Source organism: Chryseobacterium sp. SG20098 (genome assembly GCF_031844745.1).
Taxonomy (GTDB): Bacteria; Bacteroidota; Bacteroidia; order Flavobacteriales; family Weeksellaceae; genus Chryseobacterium; species Chryseobacterium cucumeris.
Genome location: NZ_CP134622.1, coordinates 468,406 through 484,701 on the forward strand (window position 1 = coordinate 468,406; position 16,296 = coordinate 484,701).

Consider the following 16,296-nt stretch of genomic DNA (forward strand, 5'->3'; position numbering starts at 1 on the left):
TATATAAGTTTTACTTAATAAATCATGTTGAAAGCATCTCGACAAAGTAATTTAGATTCCTTCGGAATGACACAGTATGATTGATTTCCTTTTTTATCCACTGAAGTAAGTTATAAAATTATTCTCAAATTCTATGGGTTATTTTCCTGACCCCGTATTAATTTTGAAACTGGTTGTCCGGTTTGTGTATATCACGATCACACTTTATTCTGTTTCAACAGCATCATCAGAATCACAGGAATCCCGAATACAGAGCTTATTACATTCAAAGGAATCTGTGTTTTTTCGGCAATGACAGAGAAAAATAACATAATCAGCATTCCCAGAAACATATTAAGAATCCATTGCTGCCATAATCTGGATGGATTATAAACAAGTCTGCAAAAGTGTGGCACAATGATTCCAATAAACAGAATAGGTCCTAAAAATGCAGTAACAGAAGCAGATAGGAGAGAAGATGCTACTATGATTAAGAGTTTCAGCTGTTTCAGATTGACCCCTAAACTTTGTGCATAGGAATTACCCAGAGAATTTCCAATGAGTGGTTTTATCGCTCTGAAGCAGATCAACATTCCGATTAAAACCAGAACGGAAAGTACATAGATCTGATTCCTCGTTACCATATTATTCGCTCCGAAAGACCATAAAATATAGTTTTTAAGACTCTGATTTTCTGCATAAAACTGAAGCAGAGAAACAATAGCTCCGGCAAAAGCAGATACCAAAAACCCGAAAATAATAAGATATGATTTGTCCTGAAATCTATTGGACATAGAGAGGAGTACCAACATCAACAGTAAGCTTCCTACAATAGCTGATAAACTGAGAAAACTATTCTGTAAAAATTCAGGAAGGGAAATAGTATGGGAAAAGAAAATATAAAAAGCAACTGATAAACTGGCGACTGATGTTATCCCCAATATATCAGGTCCTGCCAGTGGATTTTGAAAATATTCCTGCATCAGGAAACCAGAAGTAGGAATAGAAATCCCAGCCAGCATCATTACTAGGACACGGTTGATACGGATTTCAGCAATCTGGCTGTGCGCAGAATCCTGAAAGAAGTCCTGGAAGCTTAAACTTAAAAATCCTGTGTTCAGATTAATAATTGCGCTTGCAATAATGGCAATCACGAATAATAAACACAGGATTTTAAATCTTTTTGACATGATTCAGAAAGAGTTCAGTCTATTTATTTTAGGAAAGAATCGATTTTAGAATTCAAAACATCTTCCGTCATCATTCCCAGATATTCGTCGGTTTTATCACCTTTTCTCATGAAAGTAAAGGGAATAGAACCTCCGTCCCATTGTTTGAAGTTGTTGTGAAAGAAGTTTGGATCTAATTTTTGTCCATCCAGTAGGATAATGCTGCCTCCCAATTTATTTTCTGCAGCAAAATTTTTAACAGCACCAGCCCAATCTGCCTTATCATCAAGGTTCACGAAAGTGAATTTTACAGGTTTGCCTTTCAATTCCTCCATTTTACTTTTAAAACTTGGAATTTCTCTGATACATGGGCCGCACCAGGTTGCAAAAAAATTGGTTACATATAAAGTATCATTATTTTTTGCCAAATGCTGGCTTACATTGTCAGGGGAAAGTTCTTGGGGGATAGCTGTACTTCCTTCAGGTTCTGTAGTTTGAGATACAGAAACAGGGTCTGCGCCAGCTGTGTCTTCAGTTTTCTGACCTTCTTTTTTACAGCTGTACAGTGCAGTAAGAAGTAACGTGGATAAAATTATCTTCTTCATAAATTATTTTTTATCTATTTTTGAATTGAAGTTATGGAACAACAAATCTATAAGGGGAAACTGATACAGTTTCATCCGTTAAAAATAGCGAAAAAGGAAGAGCTGACCAAAAATACTTTTTCTCTGGAGTTTGATATTCCTGAGAATTTAAAAGAAAATTTCAGGTTTGAAGCCGGGCAGTTCGTCAGTATAAGATTTCAATCACATGGGAAAGAAGTTATTAATGATTATTCAATGACTTCAGCTCCTTATGAAGAGAAAATATGTCTGGGGATAAAGGTGAATTCCTCTGAAGGAGCTACTTCGCAGTTATTTCAAAATTATAATGCTGGTGATGAACTTTGGGTAAGTGAACCTTCCGGGAGATTTACCATTGTATCCAAACCCAGTGAATTCAGAACTATTGTTGCTTTTGCAGCAGGCATTGGAATTACCCCTATTTTAAGTCATTTCAAAAATATTCTTCACAATGAACCCAGAACGCGGTTGTTTTTATTTTTTGGAAATAAAAGTTCAGAAGATTTAGTCTATCGCGAACAGTTGGACAACCTTGCCAGAACATATGGTGACAGGCTTCAGATATTTTATTTCTTTTCTCAGGAGAAAACAGCAGATCAGTTTTTCTATGGCAGACTGGATGAGAAGAAGTTACATTTGATCATCAATCAGATCCTTCATTTGGATGATACAGATGAAGAATCCACCATTTGGGATGCCGTGGATGAAGTATTGATATGCGGAAAAGGAGAAATGATCAAGACATTGGCCAATGCATGTTATCATCACGGAATTCCGAAAAAGAATATTCATTTTGAACTTTTTGAAGAATTTAATGATGATATTTATCCTGTAGAAAAAGAATTTCCTCTGATTGAAAATATTGAGGTCGAATTTACCATGCTAGGGAAAAAATATACGACCCAGCTTCCTGATAACAAGGATAAAATCCTTCAGCAGCTTCTGATGAAAAAGTTTCCTGTCCCTTATTCCTGCAAATCCGGAATCTGCGGAAGTTGTGAATGTTCTTTAGATGAAGGAGAAGTGGAACTATTAGAAAATGAGTATCTTACCGAAAAAGAGGAAGAGCAGGGACATATTTTAGCCTGTATGTCTATTGTGAAAAGTAAAAAAATAAAGCTTAACTTTGATCTTAGTTGAGAGTTATTAGGAACATATTTAACCTTGGGTTTATATCACTGGAATTGGGAGTTCTGATGATATGCTTCTGTAATGTGTGGGTTTTCGGGCTTACCAATGGGAGAACTTATACCAAAATCTCAAAAATTCCACCTCGTGAAATTGCTTTGGTTCTGGGAACATCTCCAAAAATGAGATCCGGAAAATCCAATCCTTATTTCACCAAAAGAATGGATGCCACAGCCCTTCTTTACCATCATGGGAAAATCAAGAAAATTATAGTAAGCGGGGAAAAAAGCAAAGGTTATAACGAACCGGGAGCAATGAAAAACTATCTGATCAATCAGGAAGGTGTGCCTGAAGATATTATTGTGGAAGATCCTAAAGGTTTTAATACCTATAAAAGTATTCTTCGTTGTAAGGATGTTTATAAGAAGAAGAATGTCATCATTGTATCTCAGGGATATCACAACCTGAGAGCATTGTTTTTTGCAAGAAATAATGATATGAATGCTTTGGGATTTGATGCGCAGGATGTCACAAAACCCGAGAGTTTCTACAGAAACCAGACGAGGGAAATCCTCGCCCGTGTGATTGCTGTAGTCTATTTTATTTTAGGCGTTTCTCCAGATTAGAAAGGATATCCGAACGCGATATTAACTGTTGGTTTGAAAGGTTGGATGAATTTGAATCTCCATCGGTCGCCTTCAGGTTTATTCGGGTCATAGATCTTATACGCAAGGTCAATTCTCGCTGTTACGTAGGCAATATTTAATCTTAATCCGAATCCACTTCCGATACCCACCTGTTTCCAGAACTTACCGAACTTAAATTCATCTCCATATCCATCGTTATAGTTACGAAGACTCCATGTATTTCCGATATCGGTAAATAAAGCGCCTTCATAAGTTTTATTGAAAGGAATTCGATATTCAATATTAGTGGTAAGTTTTAGATTGTCTGTCATATAGGTACGAACTCTTTCATCCACCTGAGAATCTGCAGGACCTAATCCTCCAAAGGCTACCCAGGCTCTGATATCGTTGGAACCTCCGTTGAAATAAGACTTGATGATGGGCATATCCTGAGAGTTTCCATAAGGTATTCCAACTCCGATAAACTGGCGCAGTACCAATGTCTGGTTTCCGTTAAACTTAAAATATTTTCTTGTATCAATATCAAATTTTACAAACTGTGCGTAAGGCAGTCCGAAAATAGTTCCTTGGGGGCCGGTAACAATACCTCCGCCGTTATCTTTTTTATTGAATATACTTAATATATTTCCCGCAAGCTCCACTTTTCCGTTAAAATAAAAGGCATTTGGATATTCTTTCTTTCCAATTTCACTATAGACAAAATTGTAGATCATGGAAGAAATAAGGACATCCTGAGTTTGTCTGTCTTTGTTCACCAATGTTCCGGTAAAGGCTGTTAAAAGATCTCTTCCCTGCTGATTAAGGCTTCCACGGTAAGCATCGTTCTCAATAATCATTTTGGAAACTTCATCTACACTGAGTTTTCCATCTTTATAATCTTGTCCGGTCTGCGCAGTTTCCGGGTTAAACATAAAATAATTTCCGAATACTTCATCTTTTACCCTTCCGTCATTCACAAAGTAGTCATAGTACGCATCTTTATTTTTTGTCAGACTGACCTGAGTATTGAATAAAGTAAGCTTGTGATACACCTGATCATTAACACTTGCCTGATAGTTCAGTCCCGTATTGAAAATCAACCTTCCCAAACCGATGTTGTTCTGTATGGATGCCCCCAGCAAAATAGATGATGTAGGCGTGTATCGTTTTGGAATGAATTTATAATAATTAAAAGGAAGCAGCAGTCTTGGGAAGTTCAGGGATGCCTGAGCCGATATTTCGTAGGCTGCAACTCTTTTACTGATATCTTTTGTACTTCTGATAGAACCAAATGTTCCTGAAAGACTGGTAGAAAGGTTTTCCGCTCCTCTAAAAACATTTCGGGTGGTAAGGTCCACAGAAGGAGAGATCCCCAGGTTTAAAACCTGAGAATAGTTAATATCTGTTCCCACTTTAAGTTCGTATTTCGGAAGTGGTTTCAGTACATATAAAACATCAACAATACTGTCGTTTGGAGAGGTCATTCCGCCTTGTCTCAGAGAGTCTCTTGCTTTAACGATGCTAAAGTTATTCATCGATAAAAGATTTCTCTTGGTTACGTCCAGTTTCGTTTGGTCAAAAACCTTTTTACTGTCCGGAATAATAGCTCTCCACACCGATGAAAGTTTATATTTATCATTCATCGTATGGAATCTTATTCTCCTTAAGCTATCTTTTTTGGTGTTTTTAGGATAATCACCGGGTTCATCCACAATGGCAACATCAATATTTCCAAAAGTGGCTATTTTATAAGGGGTATCCAGGGAATCTTTATGAATTTCCAGGGTTAAAGGAACCTGTTTTCTGCTTTTAAGGGAATCTGCAACGAAATAAACTTCATCATTGGAAGCATTGAACCTGTAGAAACCAAACTCTCTCATCAGATCCGTAATTCTGGTCACCTCTCTTTCCAGAACGGTCTGGTCAAGGATCTGTCCGGATCTTACAAGACTTCTGTTCAGATTATAGTTGTAATACCCTTTGATCCCCTGATCCGGAATATTATAGAAGTAATCCTTGATACGTGTAGGATCATTATGTTTGATGGAATAATTAACCGATGCTTTTTTGGAAGCGGAATCCAGTGTATGTTTAAAATTGACATCAGCATCCCAATATCCCCTGTAGGTAAGTCTTTTCTTGATAGATTCAGCACTTTTTTCACTTCTTGTCTGATCAAGAATAACCGGCGGTGTTCCCCAGTTGTGCAGTAAACGGTCGAAAAGAAGACTTTTTCCGACACTGCTTTTCATATTATATTTAAGGAATAAAGAATCTCTCAGCTTCTGATTTCTCATCTCACCGGGATAGGTCATATATTCATTAAGTATGGTGTCGTATTTCGGATCCGCCATATTGTACAGAAGGAGACTTAATGGCATGAAAAGAAACTGCTTTTTATTGGGCTTCTGCTGAATATAATCTTTAAGTTCCTCATCGAAAAATACTTTCTTATCCTCGAACTCTAAACTGTTCTTGGTAAGCAGATATTCGCCCTCAGGAACTTTTTTTGTCGTACTACAAGCATAAAGGAGACCAACAAATGTTGCAAATGAGATAATTTTATAATATTTTTGAGGAGAATTCTTATAATGCTTACAGCTCATACAATAAAAGTTTTACAATCTTTAGATAAAAAGAAGTTCAGACAAAAATACAATTTGTTTTTGGTTGAAGGTAATAAAATCATTTGTGAACTTTCTAATTCTAACTTTAAAGTTAAAGAAATATTGTCAACCGATCCACAAAAATTGGACCGTAGTGATATCCCTGTTACCCATATCTCTGAAAATGAATTAAAAAAAATAAGTTTTCTTAAAACTCCAAAAGATTCCGTGGCGGTATGTTATCTTGCCGAGGAAGAAAAATGGGAAGATAAGAATATACAATTGGTTTTGGATGGAATACAGGATCCCGGAAACCTGGGAACCATTATACGTCTTGCAGACTGGTTTGGTATTGAACAGATCATCTGTAGTGAAGATACCGTAGATGTGTACAATCCGAAAGTCATTCAGGCAACCATGGGATCTTTTACCAGAGTGAATGTGGTGTATACTGATCTGGTGGAATATCTTTCCAAAACAGAGAATGTAAATATCGGAACAGATATGGAAGGAGAGAATATCTATACTTTCCAGAAACCCGAAAAGCTAAACCTTATTTTAGGAAATGAAGGAAACGGAATGAGACCGGAGACGGAAAAACTGGTACAAAAAAGCATCAGTATTCCTAGATTTGGAAAATCCCAGTCTACAGAAAGCCTCAATGTGTCAATGGCTGCCGGGATTATTTTAGGACAGTTATTTTCAAAATAGAAAATCAGAAACCAGAGGTTAAAAATTATTGTAAAATATTACTGAATAATATCCGGCGCCTGGTTTCTGATATCTGATTTTTATATCAATTGCTCCATACTTGAAACACTTTTATTTTTCTGATAAACCTCCATCTTTTTTCTGACATATTTCAGAGCAATAGGAGCAAGGTAAATCAATGCTGCACCAATCAGTTTTTTCTTCCAGTTGGAACTTTTCATATTCTTTTTGGCATAGTTCCCTACGATAGCAGTAACCCCTAGTTTTACAAGCCCGTCTGTAAGATTTCCTCCTTTGAAAGCAGAGCTCGCAATACCTACAGCTGTATTTTTGCTGATTAGAAGATCTTTTACTTCTGAAGTAAGCTGTTTGGCAATGACATCTTTTCTTAAAACTACTTTTTCATCACCGTCTTCATCAATCTTTTCCTGAAGATACTGATCACTTAAACCATTGGTAAATGCACTTAAGCTTTCTTTTGTATTTTTGAAGGTAAGAAGATTTTCCAGATCACTTATTTCACCCTGAAGCAGTTTTTTCTTTCTTCTTAATTCTTCTATGCTCTCGTATTTTCTGCCCATAGTTTAATGATTTAAAAATTTAATAACCTGATCTGCAACAGTATTCACAATTTTAGTTTTGAAGGCAACTACAAACGCCATTACCAGCGCATAAAATGCAGCCACAATTAAGAATCCATAGGAATAATTATCCAGTGCTTTTCCGATAAGGAAAGCGATTCCAAAGTTGAAAAGGATAATAAAAAAAGCAAAAGCAACAAGCAGTACTACAAAGTAAGTAATGAGCCCGGCAGAAAGTGACGACTTTTCAGTCGCTTCAATTTTCAGAAGATCTATTCTCTTGGAGGCGTATTCTTTAATAGTTTCTATCATTGTTTTTTTTTAAAGTTACAAAAAAAGGAACTTTCGCACAAAAGTTCCTTTCTGTAATTTACTTAAAAAAGATAAATTACTTATTTTTTCAGATCATTCAGTTCCGCTTCTACATCTTTTGCCAAATCTGCAGTTTTAGAAACAATCTGATCTTTGTATTTGTCATATCCGTCTTTCACTGTATGTGCTACGCTGTTAGCTGTTTCCTTGAAAGTAGAAGAAATATTGCTGTACTGGTCTTTCACCTTTTCAGAAACCTCACCGTATTTGTTCTTTGCCTGATCTTTAAGATCATTTGCCTTCGTTTTAATTTTTTTTCTGGTTTCTTTACCTTCTTCCGGTGCGTATAACATTCCTAAGATTACACCTGCCGCAGCACCTGCAAGAAGTCCTGCCAATATACCTGCTGTATTATTTCCTTTTCTAGACATTTTAAGTTTTTTAATAATTAATAATAGATTAGTTTTTACAGTAATAAAACTTACAATTTGTATACCAAAGGAGGCCTGAAGCCTATTAAAAATTGTTAAATCTTTTTGATGTGAGATAAAATAAGCTGTATGGTTTCTTCTTTGGTGAGTGTCGAATTATCAATAACAATAGCATCGTCAGCCTGCTTCAATGGGGCTATTTCACGCTCACTATCGATCTTGTCACGTTCTATCAGGTTTTGTTTTACCTGTTCTTTATCTGCTTCTATACCCAGTCCTTTCAGTTCCAGAAACCTTCTGTTGGTTCTTTCATCAATACTGGCAGTAAGAAAGAATTTATAGTCTGCATTTGGCAGAACTACTGTCCCGATGTCACGTCCGTCCATAATAACGCCACCTTTTTCTGCCAAAGTGCGCTGTGACTGCAGGAGGAAATCTCTCACCTCTTTTTGCTTGGCAACAAGGCTCACATTATCAGATACGATATTGGTACGGATTTCCGTAGAGATATCTGTGTCATTCAGGAAAAGAATAAGCGTGCCGTCGCTGTTTTTAAATTCAAGTTTAATCTGGTCAAAAGAAGAGAACAGCGTATTCAGATCAATCTCACCGTTTTCGTTCAGACAATGCTGCAAAGCATACCAGGTAACTCCTCTGTAAAGTGCTCCTGTATCCATATGAATAAGTCCCAGTTGATCAGCAATGATTTTTGAGATAGAACTTTTTCCGGTAGACGAGTACCCATCGATAGCAATTACAGGTTTTTTCATACTGCAAATTTCAAGATTTTTTTTAGAAAATCAAGAAGAAGTAAGAAAATTTCAGAATAATTAAGAAATTTCCGGCCAGGAAGATTATTCTCCTCTGTGGCTGGAAAGGTCCATGGAAATTCCTATCTGATTGACGTTCGAAGAGTTGTGATATCTCACGTGGGCATAATCAATACGGAATCTGGAAACTTTAACTCCAAATCCAGCAGAAAGTCCCGAGAAGTTTCTTTGATCTGCAACAGCCAGTTCATTTCCTCTTTTTACATTATATCCCAGTCTGATATTGAAATTCTTTTCCGGAAACAATTCTGCTCCCAAAGAAAAGTGGTCTGCGATCTTTCTGCCGGCACCCACTTTTTGCCCGTCCAGGTTTTCTTCTGAAGAAATATCAAACTTCTGAAGATCATGTGCGGTAATGGTGATGGCAAGAGGAAAATTCTTGATGATTTTGGTATATCCCAGATCAACCCTGAACGGAAGATTCTCTCTTGTTCCGTTAAAGGATTTCAGCTGGAAACCAAAATTTCTCATCACAAGTGATAGTACTTCTTTATTCTTTTTATTATGATAGGTAATTCCCGCTGTTCCTGAGATGGCGGAAGAAGTATAGTTGTCAATTTTTGAGGTAATGAAATTAAGCCCTCCACCAATCGTCCAGTCTTCCTCAAACTGGTAGGCATAGCCTGCGCCAATCGCTACATCTGAAGCTTTAAATTCTCCGTTTTCAAAACCGCTTTCATCTGTCCTCGGAATACTTCCATAGCTCATATACCTTGCATTGATGGTAGCCATATGGCCATTCTCAAAGTCTTTGGCATAAGCAATCGTTCCGTATTTCGAGTCGGCAAGGTAAGCCGTTGCGTTTACAGAAAGCTGTTTGTCAGAATCTTTATTTAACAGGGCAGGGTTTGCAATAGCAAAGGAAACATCATAATCTCTTACCGAAATTGCATCTCCGCCCAGAGCAGCCTGTCTTGCAGATACAGGTACATTTAAGAACGGATAGACATTTGTTCCCGTTTGCGCATAAGAAACAATTCCTGATAGAAATAATGAAAAAATGATAATTTTCTTCAACTCAATTTATAATTAATGCAAAAATAATCCTTTTTCGTACTTTTCAAAATATTTCTTACATTATTTCTATTTAAATATTTTTCTTTTATCAATATCATTAATGATTATATTTGCAAAATCAAATTCCGGGGAAACCCGTACTAATAAAAAGTTACTTAAAAATAAAAGATGAAATATAAAAGAATCCTTCTGAAACTGAGCGGTGAGGCCTTAATGGGAAACAGACAATACGGTATTGACAACGAAAGACTGCAGGAATATGCATCTGAGATCAAAAAGGTAGTTGAAAAAGGCTGTGAAGTAGCGATCGTGATTGGAGGAGGAAATATCTTCCGTGGGGTAGCAGGAGCTGCAAAAGGTATGGACAGAGTGCAGGGAGATTATATGGGAATGCTTGCTACTGTTATCAATGGTATGGCTTTACAGGGCGCATTAGAAGATGCAGGAATCAAAACAAGACTTCAGTCGGCTATCGAAATGGATAAAGTAGCTGAACCTTTCATCAAAAGAAGAGCAGTAAGACACCTTGAGAAAGGAAGAGTAGTGATCTTCGGAGCTGGAACAGGAAATCCTTATTTTACAACAGATACAGCGGCTACCTTAAGAGCGATCGAAATCGGGGCTGATGTAATCTTAAAAGGAACAAGAGTAGACGGAATCTATGACAGCGATCCTGAAAAGAATGCAAATGCTGTAAAATACAATTCATTATCTTTTGATGAAGTATTTGAGAAAAACCTTAAAGTAATGGATATGACTGCTTTTACTTTGAGCCACGAGAATAAATTGCCAATCATTGTATTCGATATGAACAAAGATGGAAATTTAGAAAAAATCGTAGACGGAGAAAATGTAGGTACTTTGGTTAATTTATAATCAATATAAGCTCTAAAAAATATAAAAACACCTGTTACAGTAATTGTGACAGGTGTTTTTTATTAATGATTGTTTTAAGTATTTATTTGTCTGCTTCAACATTCTGTTTGGCATTTTCCTTTTCAACCAAAACATAACGGGAAGAAATCCATCCGATGATCTGATCGATTATTTTTAGAATCATCTCTAATTCCGTGACAGCAGTTACTCCCGGTACCAGCTTCAGATCGGGTTTTGGTAATGGCTGTGATAAAATAAGTCCTTCTACCTGTGGATTAGACCCTTCCGCAGGAATACCATTATACATCCCCACATGCTGTACTGATAACTGAAGCATGTAGTCTTGCAAAGACTCAGGAGGTGTCTTGATGCTCACCGAGGAGGCGCTTGAGTGTTGGAGTTGACCTGGGAGCGATTGGTTCTGTATTCTTGTATAACTGGCTCCTGAATTTGAAGAATCAGCAATCGCCATCTTTTGTAAAGCGTTTAATAAGGCTGCCGTCATATAGGTAGGAGCCTGACCATAAATAGTTGCTATTTTTCCCAGTTCCGATACCGGCCATGCATGAGGAACAACGTCCAGATCATTCCAGTGCATGGTGTTCCAGCTTTGATAAGTACCTGTCTGCTGCTGCCATCCCGGAGGTAATGGCGGGAATTTACTGTTGAACAGGTTGGCAAATGCAGCCTCACCCGGCGTTGGTCCGGCAGTAGGATATACAAGTGTTACCCCAAAAGCATCCAGATCTTTATTCTCTTTCAGGTAAAGGGCCAGGGTAGGAGATAAGGCTCCGGCAAGGCTATGTCCACAGAATATGATGGCAGTATCCGGATCCGGACTTAAGCTGGCAAGAAACTGTTGAAGCGTGGTATTGGGTGCGGCTGCATCACCCGGACTTATAAGTCCCAGAAGTATACCGACTCCGGTAGCCGTTCCTTTTGAAATATAAGGGTCAATGCCGTTAAAGGCTGATGGAGCGAAATTGGAAGGATTGTAAGTGGTCCAGTTTACTACTTCTGCTACTGAGAAATCTTCTGTTTCCCAATCGTAAAGAGAGGAAGGATTAGTGGCAGCAATAGCCACAACGTAGGTAGGCAACGTAGGACCTCCCGGAAATGCGACAGCATCAGATTTAACGACATATAATGCATTATCTGCAACTCCGGTAGGAACTCCTTTTTCATTTTTTTCTTCGATCAGGGCAGGTCCCCAGACCAGATCCCAGTTTCCTAATTCCGATACGGCTGAAGGATTAGCTATGGAAGGTGTTTTCTGATCCATTATTTTAACCGGAGGAACATTGTTAAAATAATAAGATAAATCATACTGAAGCTGTTGCTGCAGTTGGATACCAAGACCGTTGTAGCCTCCGGCACGGTTGGCAAGACCTGCCATACCAAAAACTTGTTGATAGGCATCTAAAGATGGATTTGTCATGATGTGATTGGTTTAAATTAGTTTATAATTGTTCATTTCTGCAAAATGTCTTCTCCAAGACTTTCCATTTGTTACGGCAAGTTTTCCGTTTGAAATACCTGCCGACGTTTCGTTTAAAAGAATAGAGTAAAGGACGTAATTAAAAATAATATCACACTAAGTAGAAATAACCAAAATATTCGGTAGGTATTTGTACCTGAAGTTTTTTGCTTGCAGTTGGATTTTTAGGTAAAAAACAAGTTTCTTGTTTGAAAGAGAACTAAGTACACAATATAATGAAGAAAACAAGTATCAAGCACATAGACTAATATGTAAGCGCAGATTAATAAATAAATACATGCTCTGGAAAAAGAAACTGTAAAAATATCGTGTAATAGTTTGATATTTAATTTATAATTATTATATTAGAGATAGAGAGCTCTAATGCTCAAGGAACAAAATGAAGCAGATAGTTTTTGATTACATTTTAAAAGTAATCAATCAAAATGAGTGTATGGGAATTTCTTATGAAGAAATTAATGAAAAATTCGCAATTAATAGTGAGGATTTCATGGAGTTGGTAAAAGGTGAATCATGGCTTTATAAATTAAGGCCCAAAATTACTAAAGATTGTATATTTTTTACTAAAATTAACTAGTTACCAGCCTTCTCTTTGAGAGGGCTTTTTGTTATATTTGTGGAAAAGCTAATTAGATGGGATACACTCAAAAATTAAAAGATTTAGATTTAAGAAAAGCAATTTCCTTTTTAAGCGAGCAATCAATAAGTTTCGGAAACAAAACAGTTATTTCTTCGGCTTTCATCATTTTATTATCTCTAAATTTTATTGTCATTACGGGAATTGAGATTGAAGGCGTATCATTTTCTGTTAATGTAGTAATAATAACATTTGTTTTATTGCTTGTTAATATTTACTATTATCAACAATTCTTACTTCATTCCAGTTTAGATCAACATGAGGAATATTCAACTGAATTATTAACTCTACTAAAAGATTCAGATTTACTAGTTAAAGCGGTTAATGAAAAATTTAAATCAAAAGCTTCACGAAAAGAAGAAATAGCTAAAAAAATTAATGAAGGGGGACTTGATGATGGTGAATTTGAAAAACTTCTAAATGAAAATAATCAAATTGATCTGGAATTATTCGAATTTAGAAACGATTTTGAGATGTCAGTTAGTGAACATAGTAGAGATATTGCTAAATACAATAAATATGAATCAATTAAGAAAAAGTCTACATTATTGAATGTAAGTATTCCTAAATTAATGTTTTATTTAGGAAATGCGACAATAATATTAAGGTTTGTAATATATACGTGTCAAATATTTTCTAATCAAGAAGAGCCCTGGAAATATATGTTAGAAGATAATCTTAAATATTACAAAGTAATTTTTGAAAATAATAGCAATAAAAGTAAAACAGCCCCTTAATTTGGGGGCTTTTCATTTTATTTAACAACTTTTTCAAGTTGCCCATCGGAAAGTGATGCTTCTTTTAGTTCAGATTCTACAAACCAACTAACTGTGATTTCCCCTCTATTGTTATAGTATTTAACAGTCATTTGGGGACCTCCCGATTTTAACTTTACCACATCTCCTGGTATAAATCTCTTTTCCATTGTGATTGTATTTTTAATTCAAAAACAAACCTAAAACAATTACTAATAAAGTAATTACGGGAAACCGTAGCATCATTCGATAAGTTTGATTTCTTTTCCTTTAAGTGCGAAGAAAAGGTTTTGGAATTGATTGAAGAGAATTTATAATAGATGATTATGCTTAGCAGGATACAAAAGAAAAAACTTATAAAAAAACAACCTCACTAATTGCTCAACTTAAATCCGCCAAAGCAAAACAAGCAACAAATAACGACTGGCAATAAAACAATTTTGCACAGTGTCCTATTTAAAAATATCAACGTTTTCACAAAATACAGAATGCAGTCTTACCAGAATATGGAAATAATCATTATTTTTGCAGCACTGAATAGCAAAAAGGAATTTAAAATAGTAAGAAAACACTGATTTTGACAGCGTTTTTAGTTTAATTGATTGATATTCAGATGGATTAATAGATGTGTAATTTATCAAACTATACTATAATAATGGAAGAATTAGATCTTATATTAGAATCTGTAAAACAAGACATGGATGCAGCTGTAAAGCACCTGGATCACGCATTTCAAAGAATTAGAGCAGGACGTGCTTCTACGACAATGGTTCAGGATGTAATGGTAGAATACTACGGAGCAATGACTCCTATCAACCAGGTTGCGAATGTTTCTGTTCCGGATGCAATGACAATCTCTATTCAACCTTGGGACAGAACGGCAATCAATGCGATTGAAAAAGCAATCATCAATTCCAACTTAGGTTTTGCACCTTCTAACAACGGAGAAAACATTATCCTTAATGTTCCGCCTTTAACAGAGGAAAGAAGAAAAGAGCTTGCAAAACAGGCTAAAGTGGAAACTGAGAACACTAAAGTAACGGTAAGAAATGCAAGACAGGACGGTTTGAAAGAACTTAAAAAGCTGGAAGGAGTTTCTGAAGATGTAGTAAAAGGCGTGGAAGAAGAAATCCAGGCTTATACTGATAAATACGTTAAACTTTGCGATGAGCATCTTAAGACAAAAGAAGCTGAAATTATGAAAGTATAATTTTCAGTTTTGAAAAATAATAAAGAGATTTCCTATAGGAGATCTCTTTTTTTTGTTTTTTTGCTGTTTTATTTAACTTTTTATAATGCAATGCATTCTTATTCCATACTATATTGTGAAGTATTTCCGTTCATTCATTATATTTAATGAATTATTCCTGACGTTCAATTAAAAAACAGGAAACAGATACTATAATGATGACAAAAATAATCGGGGTAGGAAATTATATCCCATCGGAAACAATAACCAATTTATTTTTTGATAAACATATTTTTCTTAATGAAGAAGGGATTTTATTAAAGGAGAATAACGCTTCCATTACGGATAAGCTTAAAAAGATTACAGGTATTGAAGAAAGGAGATATGCACACAGTACACAGGTCACTTCAGATCTGGGTGTCATTGCGGCGCGTGCAGCCATAGAAAATGCAGGAATCGATCCTGAAACATTGGACTATATTATATTTGCCCATAATTTTGGGGATGTTCGCTTCGGAACGGTTCAGTCTGATACGGTGCCAAGTCTTGCTGCAAGGGTGAAGCATGTATTGGGAATCAGAAATAATTTCTGTGTGGCCTATGATGTTCTTTTTGGATGTCCGGGATGGATTGAAGGGGTAATTCAGGCTCACGCGTTTATCAAATCCGGTATAGCGAAGCGATGCCTGGTTATTGGAGCAGAAACACTTTCCCGTGTGGTAGATATCCACGACAGAGACAGTATGATCTATGCGGATGGAGCAGGAGCAGCGGTTCTGGAAGTAAATCAGGATGATGATGCCGGGATCAAATCCCATTTGTCAGCTTCTTATACCCTTGAAGAAAAAGACTATCTGTATTTTGGAAAATCTTACAACAACGAAAGATGCCCGGATACCCGATACATTAAGATGGATGGTCGTAAAATATATGAATTTGCTCTCGTGAATGTTCCGGATGCGATGAAAAAATGTCTGGACAACAGTGGATATTCTATTGATCAGCTCAATAAAATTATCATTCATCAGGCGAATGAAAAAATGGATGAAGCCATCGTTAACAGGTTTTATCAGCTGTATGGAAAACCGGTTCCGGAAAATATCATGCCTATGGTTATTCATAAATTAGGTAACAGCAGTGTGGCTACGATTCCTTCTTTGCTGACGATGATTTTGCAGGATGAACTGGAACATCATAAAATCAAAAAAAATGATATTGTGTTATTTGCTTCAGTAGGAGCAGGGATGAATATCAATGCTTTTGTGTATCAGTTTTAAAAATAAGACACTCTCCCATAAAGTGTGTAAGTTAAAAAGTTATGGCTTGGA

The 16,296-nt window shown here is 36.3% G+C and carries 17 protein-coding genes; 7 read left to right on the forward strand and 10 right to left on the reverse strand.

Annotated elements, in window-relative coordinates:
• Nucleotides 1-197: 197 nt before the first annotated feature.
• Together RHP76_RS02105 and RHP76_RS02110 are read right to left on the reverse strand one after the other, a co-directional pair.
• Nucleotides 198-1,169: a FecCD family ABC transporter permease gene (locus RHP76_RS02105; RefSeq protein WP_062670084.1), complete on the reverse strand. Its 972-nt coding sequence runs from the start codon at nucleotides 1,167-1,169 to the stop codon at nucleotides 198-200.
• A gap of 23 nt (nucleotides 1,170-1,192) precedes the next feature.
• Nucleotides 1,193-1,753 carry a TlpA family protein disulfide reductase gene (locus tag RHP76_RS02110; RefSeq protein WP_311229360.1) on the reverse strand — a complete coding sequence of 187 codons (561 nt, stop codon included), beginning with the start codon at nucleotides 1,751-1,753 and terminating at the stop codon, nucleotides 1,193-1,195.
• 33 nt (nucleotides 1,754-1,786) lie between these two features.
• On the opposite strand from RHP76_RS02110, the gene RHP76_RS02115 reads away from it, so the two are divergent.
• Together RHP76_RS02115 and RHP76_RS02120 are read left to right on the forward strand one after the other, a co-directional pair.
• Complete coding sequence (locus tag RHP76_RS02115; RefSeq protein ID WP_120230940.1) at nucleotides 1,787-2,911, forward strand: ferredoxin--NADP reductase; 1,125 nt, start codon at nucleotides 1,787-1,789, stop codon at nucleotides 2,909-2,911.
• Nucleotides 2,912-2,967: 56 nt separating this feature from the next.
• On the forward strand, nucleotides 2,968-3,525 hold the full coding sequence (locus RHP76_RS02120; RefSeq protein ID WP_373427997.1) for a SanA/YdcF family protein: 558 nt from the start codon (nucleotides 2,968-2,970) through the stop codon (nucleotides 3,523-3,525).
• On the opposite strand, the gene RHP76_RS02125 is transcribed toward RHP76_RS02120, so the two are convergent.
• Complete coding sequence (locus RHP76_RS02125) at nucleotides 3,522-6,131, reverse strand: translocation and assembly module lipoprotein TamL (RefSeq protein ID WP_062670078.1); 2,610 nt, start codon at nucleotides 6,129-6,131, stop codon at nucleotides 3,522-3,524. The two genes, RHP76_RS02120 and RHP76_RS02125, sit on opposite strands and share 4 nt — an antisense overlap.
• On the opposite strand from RHP76_RS02125, the gene RHP76_RS02130 reads away from it, so the two are divergent.
• The gene (locus RHP76_RS02130; RefSeq protein ID WP_062670077.1) at nucleotides 6,117-6,842 is read left to right on the forward strand and encodes a TrmH family RNA methyltransferase; all 726 of its coding nucleotides are present in this window, start codon (nucleotides 6,117-6,119) and stop codon (nucleotides 6,840-6,842) included. The two genes, RHP76_RS02125 and RHP76_RS02130, sit on opposite strands and share 15 nt — an antisense overlap.
• A gap of 80 nt (nucleotides 6,843-6,922) precedes the next feature.
• Here RHP76_RS02130 and RHP76_RS02135 read toward each other — a convergent pair whose 3' ends face one another.
• The 5 genes from RHP76_RS02135 to porQ form a co-directional block, all read right to left on the reverse strand.
• Nucleotides 6,923-7,423, reverse strand: a complete 501-nt coding sequence (locus RHP76_RS02135; RefSeq protein WP_062670076.1) for a hypothetical protein — start codon at nucleotides 7,421-7,423, stop codon at nucleotides 6,923-6,925.
• Between the two features lie 3 nt (nucleotides 7,424-7,426).
• A complete protein-coding gene (locus RHP76_RS02140) occupies nucleotides 7,427-7,735 on the reverse strand; it encodes a phage holin family protein (RefSeq protein ID WP_034694332.1) in 309 nt (102 codons plus the stop codon).
• Nucleotides 7,736-7,815: 80 nt separating this feature from the next.
• Nucleotides 7,816-8,166, reverse strand: a complete 351-nt coding sequence (locus RHP76_RS02145; protein WP_047431084.1) for a YtxH domain-containing protein — start codon at nucleotides 8,164-8,166, stop codon at nucleotides 7,816-7,818.
• 95 nt (nucleotides 8,167-8,261) lie between these two features.
• Nucleotides 8,262-8,936, reverse strand: coding sequence for a (d)CMP kinase (cmk, locus tag RHP76_RS02150; RefSeq protein ID WP_120230942.1), 675 nt, complete (start codon nucleotides 8,934-8,936; stop codon nucleotides 8,262-8,264).
• Between the two features lie 84 nt (nucleotides 8,937-9,020).
• Nucleotides 9,021-10,013 carry a type IX secretion system protein PorQ gene (gene porQ, locus RHP76_RS02155; RefSeq protein WP_062670073.1) on the reverse strand — a complete coding sequence of 331 codons (993 nt, stop codon included), beginning with the start codon at nucleotides 10,011-10,013 and terminating at the stop codon, nucleotides 9,021-9,023.
• A 168-nt stretch (nucleotides 10,014-10,181) separates the two neighbouring features.
• Between porQ and pyrH the strand changes: the two genes are divergently transcribed.
• Nucleotides 10,182-10,889 (forward strand): UMP kinase, encoded by a 708-nt coding sequence (gene pyrH, locus RHP76_RS02160; protein ID WP_062670071.1) that lies wholly within the window; start codon nucleotides 10,182-10,184, stop codon nucleotides 10,887-10,889.
• Between the two features lie 82 nt (nucleotides 10,890-10,971).
• On the opposite strand, the gene RHP76_RS02165 is transcribed toward pyrH, so the two are convergent.
• The gene (locus tag RHP76_RS02165) at nucleotides 10,972-12,327 is read right to left on the reverse strand and encodes a lipase family protein (RefSeq protein ID WP_311229361.1); all 1,356 of its coding nucleotides are present in this window, start codon (nucleotides 12,325-12,327) and stop codon (nucleotides 10,972-10,974) included.
• Between the two features lie 693 nt (nucleotides 12,328-13,020).
• Between RHP76_RS02165 and RHP76_RS02170 the strand changes: the two genes are divergently transcribed.
• A complete protein-coding gene (locus RHP76_RS02170) occupies nucleotides 13,021-13,761 on the forward strand; it encodes a hypothetical protein (RefSeq protein ID WP_311229362.1) in 741 nt (246 codons plus the stop codon).
• A gap of 17 nt (nucleotides 13,762-13,778) precedes the next feature.
• Here RHP76_RS02170 and RHP76_RS02175 read toward each other — a convergent pair whose 3' ends face one another.
• Nucleotides 13,779-13,949, reverse strand: a complete 171-nt coding sequence (locus tag RHP76_RS02175; protein ID WP_311229363.1) for a YodC family protein — start codon at nucleotides 13,947-13,949, stop codon at nucleotides 13,779-13,781.
• A 485-nt stretch (nucleotides 13,950-14,434) separates the two neighbouring features.
• Between RHP76_RS02175 and frr the strand changes: the two genes are divergently transcribed.
• A complete protein-coding gene (gene frr / locus RHP76_RS02180; RefSeq protein WP_034694343.1) occupies nucleotides 14,435-14,989 on the forward strand; it encodes a ribosome recycling factor in 555 nt (184 codons plus the stop codon).
• Nucleotides 14,990-15,183: 194 nt separating this feature from the next.
• On the forward strand, nucleotides 15,184-16,245 hold the full coding sequence (locus tag RHP76_RS02185; RefSeq protein WP_062670066.1) for a 3-oxoacyl-ACP synthase III family protein: 1,062 nt from the start codon (nucleotides 15,184-15,186) through the stop codon (nucleotides 16,243-16,245).
• The last annotated feature ends 51 nt before the right edge of the window (nucleotides 16,246-16,296 follow it).

Coding starts and splice junctions, on each gene's coding strand:
- RHP76_RS02170 (WP_311229362.1), top strand. CDS start 13,021: ATGGGATACACTCAAAAATTAAAAGATTTAGATTTAAGAAAAGCAATT.
- RHP76_RS02110 (WP_311229360.1), bottom strand. CDS start 1,753: ATGAAGAAGATAATTTTATCCACGTTACTTCTTACTGCACTGTACAGC.
- RHP76_RS02120 (WP_373427997.1), top strand. CDS start 2,968: ATGATATGCTTCTGTAATGTGTGGGTTTTCGGGCTTACCAATGGGAGA.
- RHP76_RS02175 (WP_311229363.1), bottom strand. CDS start 13,949: ATGGAAAAGAGATTTATACCAGGAGATGTGGTAAAGTTAAAATCGGGA.
- RHP76_RS02115 (WP_120230940.1), top strand. CDS start 1,787: ATGGAACAACAAATCTATAAGGGGAAACTGATACAGTTTCATCCGTTA.
- RHP76_RS02140 (WP_034694332.1), bottom strand. CDS start 7,735: ATGATAGAAACTATTAAAGAATACGCCTCCAAGAGAATAGATCTTCTG.
- pyrH (WP_062670071.1), top strand. CDS start 10,182: ATGAAATATAAAAGAATCCTTCTGAAACTGAGCGGTGAGGCCTTAATG.
- cmk (WP_120230942.1), bottom strand. CDS start 8,936: ATGAAAAAACCTGTAATTGCTATCGATGGGTACTCGTCTACCGGAAAA.
- RHP76_RS02105 (WP_062670084.1), bottom strand. CDS start 1,169: ATGTCAAAAAGATTTAAAATCCTGTGTTTATTATTCGTGATTGCCATT.
- RHP76_RS02165 (WP_311229361.1), bottom strand. CDS start 12,327: ATGACAAATCCATCTTTAGATGCCTATCAACAAGTTTTTGGTATGGCA.
- RHP76_RS02185 (WP_062670066.1), top strand. CDS start 15,184: ATGATGACAAAAATAATCGGGGTAGGAAATTATATCCCATCGGAAACA.
- RHP76_RS02145 (WP_047431084.1), bottom strand. CDS start 8,166: ATGTCTAGAAAAGGAAATAATACAGCAGGTATATTGGCAGGACTTCTT.
- RHP76_RS02130 (WP_062670077.1), top strand. CDS start 6,117: ATGCTTACAGCTCATACAATAAAAGTTTTACAATCTTTAGATAAAAAG.
- RHP76_RS02135 (WP_062670076.1), bottom strand. CDS start 7,423: ATGGGCAGAAAATACGAGAGCATAGAAGAATTAAGAAGAAAGAAAAAA.
- RHP76_RS02125 (WP_062670078.1), bottom strand. CDS start 6,131: ATGAGCTGTAAGCATTATAAGAATTCTCCTCAAAAATATTATAAAATT.
- frr (WP_034694343.1), top strand. CDS start 14,435: ATGGAAGAATTAGATCTTATATTAGAATCTGTAAAACAAGACATGGAT.